Source organism: Mycobacterium sp. Marseille-P9652 (assembly GCF_902652685.1).
Lineage (GTDB): Bacteria > Actinomycetota > Actinomycetes > Mycobacteriales > Mycobacteriaceae > Mycobacterium.
Map to the genome: position 1 here is coordinate 75330 of NZ_CACRUY010000003.1, position 13700 is coordinate 89029.

Genomic DNA, 13700 nt, shown 5'->3' on the forward strand with positions numbered 1-13700 from the left:
GACTCACCTTGCACCGTAACGATCGCGCAACCGCGCCAGCGTGGCCTCGATGCCCTCGGTGTTGCCCTTGCGGGCGCCGATCCGCTCGTAGTACTTGAGCCCGTTCTTGATCGCGCCGGCATCGCGGTAATCGAAGGTCTCGGTGACCCGCGTCAGCGTGGGCGACAGCGCCTCGAACTCCCAGCGCCAGCGGTGCCCCATCGGGTGGCGCCATTCCACCACTTCGTTCGGTTTCAGGGCGGTCACGGTGCTGGTGATCCGGTACGGCAGCCCGTACATTTTCATCTTCGTCGAAAACTTCGACCCGACAGCGAGATTCGCGGGGCAGGTGACGTTGTCGCGGACCGTGCCCGAGCCGTCAAGCTCGTGATGACGCCGAGGATCGGCGACCATCGCGTACAGTTCGCCGGCGGGCGCGGCGACTTCGACCGACCGGCTCACCCGGCGGGGCCCCGCATCGACGGTGGTGACGGTCATGGTGTCTCCTTCCGGCTGTCCGGCATGGCGAGGCCGACGCTACGCTTCGCCGTGTCGGCGAACAAAGGGCGAGACGTCGCCAGAAGGAAACCAACGAACGATGAGCCAGTCGCTTCCGGGCAGGGTCGCTCTGATCACCGGCGCCGCACGCGGGCAGGGCCGGGCGCACGCTGTGCGCCTCAGCGGCGAGGGCGCCGACATCATCGCGGTGGACATCGCCGGGCCGTTGCCGTCCAGCGTTCCCTACGACCCGGCGACGCCCGACGACCTCGCCGAGACCGCGCGACTGGTGCGCGCCAACGGCGCCCGGGTCGTGTCCGCGGCCGTCGACGTCCGCGACTTCGACGCCCTCGACGCCGCCGTCAGCAAAGCGGTCGCCGAGCTCGGCCGGCTTGACGTGGTGGTCGCCAACGCGGGCATCTGCAGCCCGGCGGCCTGGCACCGCATCACCCCCGAGGCGTTCCGCGACACGATCGACACGAACGTCACCGGGACGTGGAACACCGTCATGGCCGGCGCCCGGCACATCATCGACGGCGCCCGCGGCGGCTCCATCATCCTGATCGGGTCGGCCGCCGGGGTGCGGATGGAGCCCTTCATGGTCCACTACACCGCCAGCAAGCACGCCGTCACCGGGCTGGCCCGCGCGTTCGCCGCCGAGCTCGGCCGGCACAACATCCGCGTCAACAGCCTGCATCCCGGTGCGGTCGCCACCCCGATGGGCGGCGGGCGCATGCGCGAAGCGATCCACGAGGCCGGCGACACCTACCCCGAACTGCGGGGCAGGAACAAGTCGCTGCTGCCCGAGGGCGCAGCCCAGCCCGAGGACATCGCCGACGCGGTGGCCTGGTTGGCCGGCGACCAGTCCCGGTTCGTCACCGGGACGCAGGTCTCGGTCGACATGGGCATCGCGTACTGCTGAGCGAACGGTCGCCGCAACGGGCGGAACTGGTTAAGGTGCCTGCTCATGGGCGTCGGGCGCTTCCTGTGGCAACGCGTGCTGGCCTTCGACAGGCTGGGTTCCCGCATCCCGCAGCTGGTCCAGATCTGGCTGATGGAGTTCTTCGTCGTGATGCCGCTGATGTTCTTCCTCGGCAAGGCGATCGACATCCACGGCGCGTTCGGCGTGCCGGGCACCGGTGAGCGGCTCGACGGCACCTTCTGGGGATGCCTCGCCGTCTCGCTGTTCTTCGGGTTCTTCTTCGTCCGCTCGCTGGTTCGGCCGCGGGTGGTCCAAGGATCGTGGACTCCGACCGTGCACGCCGACGTCGGGCCGCTGACGATCTACGGCGGTAACCGCGCCTGGAGCGTGTCGTACCCCTACCTGACCAGTCATCCGTCGTACGCACTCCTGCTGCTGATCACGGCGCCCATCCCCGCCGTCATGTGGGCTGCCACCGTCAACCAGGGAGACAGCACGTTCTATTGGCGGGCGTGCGGCATCGTCGGGCTGATCATCATCGCCTGCATGGCGCTGGCCCGCCTGCTGGCCTGGTACGTCTTCCGGTTCGGGCGCCGGGAGCTGGACGCGCAGCTGCGCGGCCTGCCGGTTTCGCAGCGCCGGCTCGGCTGGGAGATCGCCTGGAAGCCGGTCCTGGCGCTGGTGGGCCTGATGTACGCCATCGTGTGCATCCCGCTGGGTGTCATGTGGGTGCAGGAGAAGCGCACGATCGCCCACCTGCCCCTCATCACGGTCGCCGACGCGCGCCACCCGGGGGAATACCGGCGCGTGCGGGGCGCCGTGGCATCGCGACCGGTCTACTGGGCGCCGCAGGGACGCGGTCGCGGCGGCAACAACTATGCGGGCGCCGGCGTGCTGGTGGCGCTGCCCGGGGGCGGTGAGGCGCTGCTGCTCGCCGACTCGATGGCGGTGCCCGACTTCAGGGGCATGATGGCCGACGTCGACCACGGCGAGCTCAGCGCAACCGGCAAGGTGATCGACGCCGTCAGCCCCGACGACCGCAAGTACTACGGCTTCGACCCGTCCGCCTTCGCCCCGCCGTCGGCGCAGGGCCGGGTCATGTTGCTGCTCTCGCAGCCTTGACGCCGGCCAGGCAGGAGTCGCCAGCCGGTTAACGCGCGACACCTAAACTGTTGCGACACGCCGGTGCACGTCGCCGGCGTTGATGTTGCGGCGCAACCCCAGCGCGGCCGGCGGTTCGGCGCGCAGCATCCCCCGTGGGTACGAAAGGAGTTCCGTGGCGATCAGTGAGTACCGGGTGAGCGGTATGAGCTGCGGGCACTGCGAGGCCGCGGTGCGCAGCGAGGTCGGCCGGGTGCCCGGCGTCGAGGGCATCGACGTCGACGCGCGCTCGGGACGGCTGGTCGTCACCGCCGCCGCGCCGATCGACGACGACGCGGTGCTCAGCGCGGTCGACGAGGCCGGCTTCGAGGCGGTTCTGGTCGCATGACGGCCGCGGCGACCAACGCCATCGAGCTCAAGATCGCGGGCATGACATGCGCCTCGTGCGCCGCCCGGATCGAGAAGAAGCTGAACAGGCTCGACAGCGTCGCCGCCACCGTCAACTACGCCACCGAGAAGGCCACCGTGACGGCCCCGTCCGGCTACGACCCGGCCGCCCTGCTGGCCGAGGTGGAAAAGGCCGGCTACACCGCGGTGCTGGCGCGTCCGGGGCCCGCCGCCCCCGACGTCTCCTCGCTGCGCACCCGCCTCGTCGGCGCGACCGTGCTCGCGGTCCCGGTCATCGCCATGGCGATGGTCCCCGCATTGCAGTTCCGCTCCTGGCAGTGGGTGTCGCTGGCGCTGGCCACGCCCGTCGTCGCGTGGGCCGGCGGGCCGTTTCACGCGGCCGCGTGGACGAGCCTGCAGCACCGCACGGCCACGATGGACACGCTGGTCTCGATCGGGACGCTGTCCGCGTTCGGATGGTCCGTATGCGCGATGGTGTGGGGAACGGCGGGCGAGCCGGGCATGCGCCACGGCTTCGAGCTCACCGCCGGCCGCGGCGGCGGGGCGGGAAACGTGTACTTCGAAGTGGCCGCCGGGGTGACCCTGTTCGTCCTGGCGGGCCGGTATTTCGAAAAGCGGGCCAAGCGCCGGGCCGGAGAGGCGCTGCGAGCCCTCATGGAGCTCGGTGCCAGGGACGTCGCCGTGCTGTCCCCCGGCGGCGAGATCCGCATTCCCGTCGAGCGGCTGGCGGTGGGCGACGAGTTCGTCGTGCGACCCGGGGAGAGGATCGCCACCGACGGGATTGTCACCGCGGGCACCTCGGCCGTGGACGCATCGATGCTGACCGGCGAGTCCGTCCCGGTCGAGGTCCGTCCCGGCGACGCCGTGGCCGGGGGAACTGTGAACGCCGGCGGGCGGCTGGTGGTGCGGGCCACCCGGGTCGGTGACGATACCGCGCTGGCGCGGATGGCCGCGCTCATCGAGGCCGCCCAGGCGGGCAAGGCGCGCGTGCAGCGGCTGGCCGACCGAGTCGCCGCCGTGTTCGTTCCGGCCGTCGTCGCGGCCGCGCTGGCCACCCTCGTCGGGTGGGTGGCCGCGGGATTGTCGGTCACGGCCGCGCTGACCGCCGCCGTCGCCGTGCTGATCATCGCCTGCCCGTGCGCCCTCGGCCTGGCGACGCCCACCGCGCTGCTGGTGGGCACCGGCCGCGCCGCTCAGCTGGGCGTCCTGATCAAGGGGCCCGAGGTGCTCGAGCGCGTCCGCGGCGTCGACACGATCGTGCTCGACAAGACCGGAACCGTCACCACCGGCACGATGACACTGGCCGGCGTCGTCGCCGGCCCGACAACGGACTCGGACGCGCTGCTGCGCTACGCCGGAGCGGTGGAGGACGCCTCCGAGCATCCGGTCGGGCGGGCCATCGCCGCGGGCGCCAGGGCGCGATGCGGCGTCCTCCCCGCCGTCGAGGGCTTCGGCACGGTCGAGGGGCGGGGCGTGCGGGGCGTGGTCGACGGCCACGCGGTGGTGGTGGGCCGCGACGGCCTGGTCTCCGGGGTTCGGCTCGACGAAGCACTGGAGGCGGCCCGCGCGCGCGCCGAGGGCGAGGGCAAGACGGCCGTCGTCGTCGGCTGGGACGGGCTCGCCCGCGGGGTCATCGTGGTCGCCGACACCGTGAAGCCCACCAGCGCCGAAGCCGTCCGGCAGTTCGCGCGCCTGGGCCTCACCCCGGTGCTGCTGACCGGCGATAACTCGGCCGTCGCCCGCCGCATCGCCGACGAGGTGGGCATCGCGCAGGTCATCGCCGACACGCTGCCTGCCGGCAAGGTGGCCGCCGTCCGGCGTCTGCAGGCCGAGGGCAGGGTGGTCGCCATGGTCGGCGACGGCGTCAACGACGCCGCGGCCCTCGCCGCGGCCGACCTGGGCCTGGCCCTGGGAACCGGCACCGACGTCGCGATCGAGGCGGCCGACCTCACCGTCGTCGGCGGCGACCTGCGCGCTGCGGCCGACGCCGTCCGGCTGGCCCGGCGGACGCTGACCACCATCAAGACCAACCTGTTCTGGGCGTTTGGCTACAACGTCGCCGCCATCCCGCTGGCCGCGCTGGGCCTGCTCAACCCCATGCTGGCGGGCGCCGCGATGGCAGCGTCGAGCGCGTTCGTCGTCGCCAACAGCCTGCGGCTGCGGTCGTTCCAAGGCGCGTAGCGCGCCGCAACCGCGACTTCGCGGTCGACGGAGTGGCGGCGCCGGTGTGGGATCATGGGTCCGTCCTACCGTTTCGTGCCCAGCCACCAAGCACATTTCGCGAAGCGTCGATTGAGCGAAAGCCAGGAGAGTTGCCACAGTTCTTCGGACAGCTGTCCCTGCTGCACGGCTGGCTGCCGCCGGCGCTGCAGGCGGTCGCGCTCTTCGTGGTTCTCGCCGCGATCGAATGGCGCAAACGCCGCTGGCACAAATGGGTCCTGCCGGGTGCGCTCGTGGCCGCCGCCGCGCTCACCGCGCTGGCGTACTGGTATCTGGTCTCGCTCGGCGTCGCCGGCGACCCGGCGCCGCTGACCCTGTGGCTCTGGATCGCACTGACCGGACTGTCGTGCGCCGTGCTGCTGCTGGGCTGGCCCGGCACGCGCTGGTGGCGGCGCGGCCTCGCGGCCGTTTCCGTGCCGCTGTGCGCGCTGTGCGCGGCGCTGTCGTTGAACATCTGGGTCGGCTACTTCCCGACGGTCTTCGCGGCGTGGAACCAGCTGACCTCGGGGCCGCTGCCCGACCAGGTCGACCGGCTGCGCGTCACGGAGATGCAAATCGCCGGGACCAGGCCGAGCAAGGGCGTGGTGGTGCCGGTGGACATCGACGAGAACGCCTCCCACTTCCGCCACCGCCGCGAACTGGTCTATCTGCCTCCCGCGTGGTTCAACAGCAACCCGCCGCCCAAGCTGCCGGCCGTCATGATGATCAGCTCCGCCTTCAACACCCCGGCCGACTGGCTGGGCCCCGGCGGCGCCTTCACCGCGATCGACAACTTCGCCGCCGCGCATCACGGGTTCTCACCGGTGCTGGTGTTCGTCGATCCCACCGGCTCGTTCGACAACGACACCGAGTGCGTCAACGGCAGCCGCGGCAACGCCGCCGACCATCTGACCAAGGACGTGGTGCCGTTCGTGGTGTCGAACTTCGGTGTCAGCGCCAGCCGCGACAACTGGGGTGTCGCCGGGTGGTCGATGGGCGGCACCTGCGCGGTGGACCTGGCGGTCATGCACCCGGAGCTGTTCCGCGCGTTCGTCGACATCGCCGGCGACCGCAGTCCGACGCTCGGCGGCAGCAAGGAGCAGACCGTCGCGAAGCTGTTCGGCGGCGACAGCAACGCCTGGGCGGCGTTCGATCCGATCACTGTGATCACAAAGCACGGCCGCTACAGCGGGGTGTCGGGATGGTTCGACGTTCCCTCGTCCGGGGATTCCCACACCGTCGCCGAGGAGGCCAACCCCTCCCTCGCACCCACCGATCCGGCGGCCAACCCGGAGGGCCAGGACGCCGCGGCGAACGCGCTGTGCGCCACCGCCTCCGCCAACGGAATTCCGTGCGCGGTGGTCGCCCAACCCGGCCAGCACGACTGGCCGTTCGCCGCGCAGGCGTTCGAGGCGGCGCTGCCGTGGCTCGCCGCGACGCTGGGCACCCCGGGCGTCGAGCCCGTGGCGTTGCCGCACCACGGCGACGCGGCACACAGCGCGCCCGGACCGTAGCCGTTTCGATGCACAATTCACAGCTGACCCTCCCGTAACGTAACCGACATAGAGTTGCTGCGTTTGGTACGGTTCGCTGCTGTGGCGACGGATTTCGGCTACCTGCGCACCCCGGGCACCGGGTCGCGCGTGCCGACGTCACACCGCAAAAATGCCGTGCGTAACCGCCTGGCCACCGGCTCACCGGCCGCCGCAACGCCTCAGCGCGGTGGTGCCGCCCCGGAGCTGAACCGCCGCCGATTCCTTGGCGCGCTTGCGGCGGCCACCGTTGCCGGTGTGGGCGCGGCCCGGCTCGTCGTCGACCCGCAGCCCCGCACCTTCGCGCAGACGCCGTCGCCCGACGTGGTGACCTCGGGGCCGACGGCCCCGGCCGCCCTGTTGCCGCCCCCGCCCCCGGGCGCCCGCATTCCGCTGCCGGGTGGCGGCGCGCTGATGAAGATCCCCGGCGAAGGCGACCTGCTGGCGGTCACGGTCGACGACGGCGTCAACAGCGAGGTGGTCCGCGCCTACACGCAGTTCGCCAAGGACACCGGCGTGCGTCTGACGTTCTTCGTCAACGGCATCTACAACTCCTGGACCGACAACGCGGCGATGTTGCGGCCGCTGGTCGACAGCGGGCAGATCCAGCTCGGCAACCACACCTGGTCGCATCCGGATCTGACCACCCTGTCCAAGGGTGACATCGCCCAGCAGCTCACCCGTAACGACGACTTCCTCAAGAAGACGTACGGCATCGGGGCCAAGCCCTACTGGCGGCCGCCGTACGCGAAGCGCAACGGCGCCGTCGACGCCGTCGCGGCCGACCTGGGCTACCACGTCCCGGTCTTGTGGTCGGGTTCGTTGTCGGACTCCACGCTCATCACCGAGGACTACATCGTCCAGATGGCCGATCAGTACTTCACGCCGCAGTCGATCGTCATCGGCCACCTCAATCACCTGCCGGTGACCCACGTCTACCCGCAGCTGGTCGACATCATCCGCGACCGCGACCTGCGCACCGTCACGCTCAACGACGTCTTCGAGAAGACGCCGTAGCCCCTGGGTCAGTCCGAGGGCGCCAACAGCCGCTCGTCGAGGTTGGCGTGAAAGTGCCCGATCGCACTCTCGTGCCGGCCGAACTCCACGAATTCGTTTGCGCCGGAGCGCAACCCGCGCTGGACACCCGTCGACATCTCGTTGTCCTCCTCGAGGCCCCGCTCGATGAAGCTGCCCGCGCCCACCAGCCGGTGCGACGGGTCGCGGGAAGCCTGTTCGGCGACTTCGGGTTTCACCATCGAGTAGGTGCTCACCATGGTGTGATCGACGTCCACCGGGTCGATCACCACAACGGACACCACGCCGGGGAACGTCGCCACCATGACGTTGGGGAACAAGTGGTAGACGTACGTCACCCGCGCGTCGACGGTCCAGGTCGACTCCGGGCGGTCGCGGAGGCGTTCGATGTTGCGGTACGGGAACGTGAGACGACTGTTCGGGCCGAAATGCTCGACGACGTTGAGGTCGTCGTACTGCACCGGGAAGAACGTGTCCCGGTGCGTCGAGCGCAGGTGATAGCCCTCCAGGAACTGTTCGACGAGCACCTTCCAGTTCATCGCCCGCAGTACCGAGTCCGCGTGAATGAGTCGCTCTGCGGGGCAGAGCTTTTCGCGCCACGGGCTGCCGTCGCTCAGCCAGGCCATCGCGTCGCCCTCGGGGGCGCCGGCGCGTTCGACCGGACCGATGACGACGAGGCCGTCGACCTCGCGGCTTCCGACCTCGACCAGACCGCGGGTCGACATGTCCAGGCCCGGGAAGGCATCGGGGTGCGGCACGTGCGACAGCGAACCGTCCAGCCGATACGTCCAGCCGTGGTAGCGGCACACCAGCGCGTGCGAACAGCCGGCTTCCTCGACCAGCGCGAACCCGCGGTGCCGGCACGCGTTGCGGAAGACCCGCGCCCGGCCGTCACGCCCGCGCACGGCGAACAGGGGCACTCCGAAGGCCGTCCGCTCGACGTGGTCCCCGGGGTTGGGAATCGCCGCCGAGGGCACGAAGACGCTCGGCATCGCGCGCAGCAGTCGCAGTTCGTCGGCGAAACGACCTGGGCTGAGGTAGTTTTCGACGGGCTCGCGCCACGGCGCGCCCTCGTCGGTGGTACCGGCGTCGATGTGGGCCAGGACGCGCCGGACGATCTCCACGTCGTCGGCGACCAACGTCGTTGTCGGCGAGCTCATGGCTGCCAGTATCACACTCGGACGGCACGCGACCAAGAAGGCCGTCTTCCCGCTACAGCGAGTCGACGGCCTCCTTCGCCTCCCGCAGATCGGCGCCCGTCAGCTCGCGGAAAAGCTTGATCGCGGCGATCTTGTTGCCGGATCGAGCCAGGGCCACCACCTCCGACGGCACTCCGCCCTCGAGTTGCCCCGGCGCGGTGGCGCCCACGTCGCTGCCGAACGTCGGGCACGGAATGCCAAGCCTTTCCGACAACAGCCGGACCTGTTGCTCGAGCAGGGCGAGGCGGCGGTAAACCACGGCGTCTTCCATCACGCATCGATTATGAGGGCGGCACCTTCGGCGGGCGAGTCGGCCACGGCACCCACGTCGACGTCACGAGTGATCACGCGGGACCCTCCCGGTCACCGATCCGCTGTCCGAGCCTAGCGTCGCGCCGGCGGGATGTTCTGGTTGATGCGGAACACATTGTCTGGATCGTAGGACGCCTTGACCTCGGTCAGCCGCTGATAATTCGGCCCGTACGTCGCCCGGACGCGGTCGCGGCCCTCGTCCATCATGAAGTTGACGTAGGCGCCGCCGGCCGAGTACGGGTGGGTGGCGTCCCAGTAATCCACCGTCCAGCGCTTGATGAGTTCGGCGTTGGCCGGGTCCGGATCGACCCCGGCGATGACCTGCGAGAACGTGACATCCCGGTAAGCCCAGGCCGTTTCGGTCTGACCCACCCGGTGCACGGCGCCGTCGACCGGGTAGAGGTGCATGGTGGAGTGCATGGTCGGGAGCTCTTCGATGAAGCGCGCGTGCGCCTCGACCGCGCCGTCGGGCACCGTCCCGAAGAAGTCGCCGCGCCAATACCACTGCAGCCCCTTGGGATACAGCGCGTCGAAGGTTGACTGCAGCGCGGGATACGGCGCCTCGCTCAGCCCGTCGAACGCCGGCGCCATCTCGCGCACGGGCGCGAACACCTCCTCGGCCAGGTCCGGGTCGCCGCTGTAGCACCACACGACCGCGCACGCCTTCTGCAGGTGAAACGCCTCCGGGAACGGCGCCACGGGCGGGACCGTCATGCCCGCGAAGAACCCGTACAGGTCCTCGTCCTGCGCCGGCAGGAAGTCGCGGTACCAGGACAGGATGTCGGCGGTTTGCGACGCCGGCCAGGCGGTCGCACCGCAGATGACGTTTCGCATCGGGTGCAGGCGGAAGGTGAACGACGTCACCACCCCGAAGTTCCCGCCGCCACCGCGCAGGGCCCAGAACAGTTCGGGATGACGGGATTCCGAGGCGGTCACCACGCGCCCGTCGGCCAGGACGACCTCGGCCTCCACCAGGTTGTCGATGGTCAGGCCGTGCTTGCGCGCCAGGTAGCCGTGGCCGCCGCCCAGGGTGAGGCCGCCGACGCCGGTGCTGGAGATGATGCCGGAAGGCGTCGCCAGCCCGTGGGCGTGGGTCGCGGTGTCCACGTCGCGCCAGGTGGCCCCACCCTGCACCCGCGCGAGGCGCCGGCCGGCATCCACGTCGACGCGGTTCATCGGTGACAGGTCGACGACGAGGCCCGCCTCCACGGTGCCGAATCCCGGACCGTTGTGGCCACCGCCGCGGACGGCCAGCGGGAGGCCGGACCGCCGCGCGAATTCGAGTGCGGCCGCGACGTCGTCAGCGGATCGGCACCGCACGATGACGGCAGGCCGCTTGTCGATCATGCCGTTGTGCAGCGCCCGGGCCTCGTCGTAGCGGGGGTCGTCCGGCAGGATGACCTCGCCGCCCAGCCGGGTGCGCAGTTCGTCTGTTGCGGTTGTCAGGCTCATTGACCCGTACCTCCCTTGTGTCGATGCCGCGACGCTACGACCGGCGCCGGCCGCGCGTCATGACCACAACGAGGCAATTGCGAACCCCTCCACGATAGTCAGAAATGACTATCGACCTGCACATACCGGTGCCGTTACCTTGAGGGCATGGCGCAGTGGCTGCCACCGCCGCTCCCGGTCGAGCTGAACACACGCCGGCGCGGCTCATTCGTGGGCCGGGCCGCGGAACTGGCCGCCTTCGAACAGGTCTGGGAACGGGTACAAACCGGCAACCGCCAGGCGGTCTTCCTCGGCGGGGAACCGGGGGCGGGCAAGACGCGGCTGGCCGCCGAGGTGGCCGGGACGCTCGCCGACCACGGCGTAGCCGTGCTGGTGGGCAGCTCGACGGCCGACGCGGACGTCCCGTACGCCCCCTTCGCCGCGGCGCTGCACTCGCTGCTGGCGGCCGCCCCGCCCGGTGCCCTCGCGGCGCCCCTGGCCGACGCCGGACCCCATTTGCGGCGCCTGTCGGCGAACGTCGACCGGCACCTCCCCGACGCCGGTCCGCTCGAGGACGCCGGCGGGGCTCGCCTCGCGCTTTTCGACGCGGTGACCGGGCTCCTGCGCCGCCTCGCGGTCGACCGGCCCGTCGCCCTGATCCTCGAGGACCTGCACTGGGCGCAGCTGCCCACCCTCGCGATGCTCGAACACGTGCTGATCGGGTGCGCCGACGTTCGCCTGCTGGTGGTGGCCACCTTCCGGAACACCGAGCCCGACCGCTCCGACGACCTCACCACCCGACTGGCCGAACTGCACCGGTTCGACGGCGTCCGCCGCATCGACCTCGCGGGCCTCGACACCGACGCGATCGCCGAATTCGTCTCGCGCACTGGTCAATTGCCGGCCGCGGCGGCCCGCACGGCGGCGGCGCTGCTGCGGGACAAGACCGGCGGCAACCCCTTCTTTCTCACCGAACTCGTCAAGGAGCTCGAATCCCGCGGCGGCATCGCCACTCTCAGCGCGCAGCCGACCGTTCCCGCGTCGATCGGCGACGCCATCGCCCGCCGCCTCGTCGGTCTCGGACCCGCCGTCCGGGGCGTCATCGAACAGGCGGCGGTGCTCGGCGAATCGTTCGATCTGCCCGCGCTCATCGCCGCGGGCGAGGCCGATCTGACCGCGACCCTGGCGGCCGTCGACTCCGCCGAGGGTCTGGGATTGATCCGGCCGGTCGACGACTCCGACGGCGAATTCACGTTCGTGCACGCGCTGACCCGCGAGGCCGTCGTCGAGGGCATGGCCGCGTCGCGGCTGCGGATCATGCACGCGCGCGCCGCCGAGGCGCTCGAGGGCCGCGGGGACCCGTCACTCGTGCCGCGCCTGGCCAACCACTACCTGCGCGCGCACGTCCTCGGCTACCACGAGCAGGCGCTGCGCTACGCGCGCCAGGCGGCGTCGATGGCCGAGCAGAGCCTGGCCTACGAGGTCGCAGCCAAGTGGTTCGAACGCGCCGCGTCGCTGCCGGAACTGACCATGACCGACCGGGCCCGGCTGAGCATGCGGGCCGCGGCGAACCATGTGCGCGCGGGCGACTTCGCCCGCGTGCGCTCCATCTACGAGCGCGTCAGCGCCACGGCGGACCCGCTCATCCGGCTCGAGGCCGCCGTCGGCTACGAGGACGCGAACTGGCGCCGCGGACAAGCGGATTCGAGGGCCGCCGACCTGCTGGCGGCGGCGCTGGAATCGAGCGGGCTGAACTCCGACGACCCGCGCTACGTCGCAGCCCTCGGCAATTTCGGGCGCGCCCTGGCCTTCGCCGGCGAAGCCGCCCGCGGGCGGGAGGTCGGCGACCGTGCCATCGAGTGCGCGCGGGCGATCGGCGATCCGGCGATTCTGTTGCACACCCTGGCCACCGGCATGTGGCACGGCCTCACGCCGGAGATGGTGGACGTCCAGGTGGAACGGTCGGCCGAGTTGTCGCGGATGGCGCTCTCGCGGCGCGACCACGAGGCGCTGGGTGTCGCGTCGCACTTCCGCGCGATGGTGAGCTATCTGGACGGGCGGCCCGACGACCTGGCCGCGTCGACCGCCGACATGCGGCGGGCGGCACAGTCGTGCGGGCAACCGACCCTCGGTTTCGTCGGCGCGTGCATGGAGCAGGCGCTGGCCTACCTGCGCGGCGACTTCGCCGGCGCCGAACGGTGGGCCGACATCGCCTTGCGCACAGGCGATCTGTTCGGGGCGGACGACGTGGAGGGCTCGAACGGCGTCCAGATGTTCATGATCCGTCGCGAGACCGCCGCGCTCAAACGCTTCGGCGCGTTCGTGGACGGCAGCGAAACGTTCGCCGGCCGCTGGGTGCCCGGCCTGCTCGCGCTCTACACCGAGCTCAAGTGCGAACGGGGAATGCGCCGCGCACTCGGTCAGCTGCTCAACCGCAACCTGGCCGACCGGACCGACGAGGCGCAGTGGCCGATGGAGCTGGTGTTCATGGTCGAGGCCGCGCTGAAGTTGAGCGATCGCGAGGCGATTGACGCGCTGCGGCCGTTCGTCGCCCGCTACGCCGGCACGAACCTGGTGGCCGGTCAGTTCGTCGCCCTGTTCGGCAGCGCCGACCGCTACCTGGCCCGCATGGCGGGGTTGTGCGGTGACAACGACGCGGCGGAAAGCCATTTCGCGGCCGCGCTCGAGATGGACCGGCGGATGGGGTCGGTGGTCCACGTGTCCGAGACGCTGGCCCGGCAGGCCTGGTACGCGACGTCGCGCGGGCAGGCGGGGGATGCCCGGCGACTGGCCGGTGAGGCCCGCGGCCTCGCCGCGCCGATCGGGCAGGCGCGCATCGTCGAACTGACGGAGCCGCTGGTGGCGACGGTCGCCGAGGGACCCGATGGCCTCACGGACCGGGAGGTGGAGGTGCTGCGGCTCCTGGCCGAGGGGTTGAGCAACCGGGAGATCGGCGAGCACCTCTTCATCAGCACCAACACCGCGGCCAACCACGTCCGCAGCATCCTCACCAAGACGGGTGCCGCCAACCGCACGCAGGCGGCGATGTACGCCGCCGATCGCGAACTGCTGGGGTAGGCCGCG

The 13700-nt window shown here is 71.0% G+C and carries 11 protein-coding genes; 7 read left to right on the top strand and 4 right to left on the bottom strand.

The genetic code is table 11. The features are described 5' to 3' along the window. Positions 1-3 precede the first annotated feature (3 nt). Positions 4-477 carry an SRPBCC family protein gene (locus tag GPY60_RS03040; protein ID WP_156686101.1) on the bottom strand — a complete coding sequence of 158 codons (474 nt, stop codon included), beginning with the start codon at positions 475-477 and terminating at the stop codon, positions 4-6. A 100-nt stretch (positions 478-577) separates the two neighbouring features. Between GPY60_RS03040 and GPY60_RS03045 the strand changes: the two genes are divergently transcribed. The 6 genes from GPY60_RS03045 (at position 578) to GPY60_RS03070 (ending at position 7656) form a co-directional block, all read left to right on the top strand. Next, a complete protein-coding gene (locus GPY60_RS03045) occupies positions 578-1399 on the top strand; it encodes a mycofactocin-coupled SDR family oxidoreductase (protein WP_156686102.1) in 822 nt (273 codons plus the stop codon). Positions 1400-1444: 45 nt separating this feature from the next. Beyond that, a complete protein-coding gene (locus GPY60_RS03050) occupies positions 1445-2521 on the top strand; it encodes a hypothetical protein (RefSeq protein ID WP_156686105.1) in 1077 nt (358 codons plus the stop codon). 154 nt (positions 2522-2675) lie between these two features. Further along, entirely contained in the window at positions 2676-2888 is a 213-nt protein-coding gene (locus tag GPY60_RS03055; protein WP_156686107.1) for a heavy-metal-associated domain-containing protein, read from the top strand. Next, positions 2885-5089 (top strand): heavy metal translocating P-type ATPase, encoded by a 2205-nt coding sequence (locus tag GPY60_RS03060; protein ID WP_156686109.1) that lies wholly within the window; start codon positions 2885-2887, stop codon positions 5087-5089. Before GPY60_RS03055 ends, GPY60_RS03060 begins: the two co-directional genes overlap by 4 nt. 131 nt (positions 5090-5220) lie before the next feature. Further along, on the top strand, positions 5221-6621 hold the full coding sequence (locus GPY60_RS03065; RefSeq protein ID WP_156686111.1) for an alpha/beta hydrolase: 1401 nt from the start codon (positions 5221-5223) through the stop codon (positions 6619-6621). Positions 6622-6846: 225 nt separating this feature from the next. After that, positions 6847-7656, top strand: coding sequence for a polysaccharide deacetylase family protein (locus tag GPY60_RS03070; RefSeq protein ID WP_156686292.1), 810 nt, complete (start codon positions 6847-6849; stop codon positions 7654-7656). Between the two features lie 8 nt (positions 7657-7664). Here GPY60_RS03070 and GPY60_RS03075 read toward each other — a convergent pair whose 3' ends face one another. The 3 genes from GPY60_RS03075 to GPY60_RS03085 all read right to left on the bottom strand — a co-directional run bounded on the left by GPY60_RS03075 (position 7665) and on the right by GPY60_RS03085 (position 10637). Then, the gene (locus GPY60_RS03075; RefSeq protein WP_197283515.1) at positions 7665-8834 is read right to left on the bottom strand and encodes an aromatic ring-hydroxylating oxygenase subunit alpha; all 1170 of its coding nucleotides are present in this window, start codon (positions 8832-8834) and stop codon (positions 7665-7667) included. A gap of 52 nt (positions 8835-8886) precedes the next feature. Continuing rightward, a complete protein-coding gene (locus GPY60_RS03080; protein ID WP_156686293.1) occupies positions 8887-9144 on the bottom strand; it encodes a ribosomal protein L7/L12 in 258 nt (85 codons plus the stop codon). Positions 9145-9257: 113 nt separating this feature from the next. Next, on the bottom strand, positions 9258-10637 hold the full coding sequence (locus GPY60_RS03085; protein ID WP_156686115.1) for an FAD-binding oxidoreductase: 1380 nt from the start codon (positions 10635-10637) through the stop codon (positions 9258-9260). A gap of 147 nt (positions 10638-10784) precedes the next feature. Between GPY60_RS03085 and GPY60_RS27480 the strand changes: the two genes are divergently transcribed. Next, positions 10785-13694, top strand: coding sequence for an ATP-binding protein (locus GPY60_RS27480; RefSeq protein ID WP_156686117.1), 2910 nt, complete (start codon positions 10785-10787; stop codon positions 13692-13694). Positions 13695-13700 lie beyond the last annotated feature (6 nt).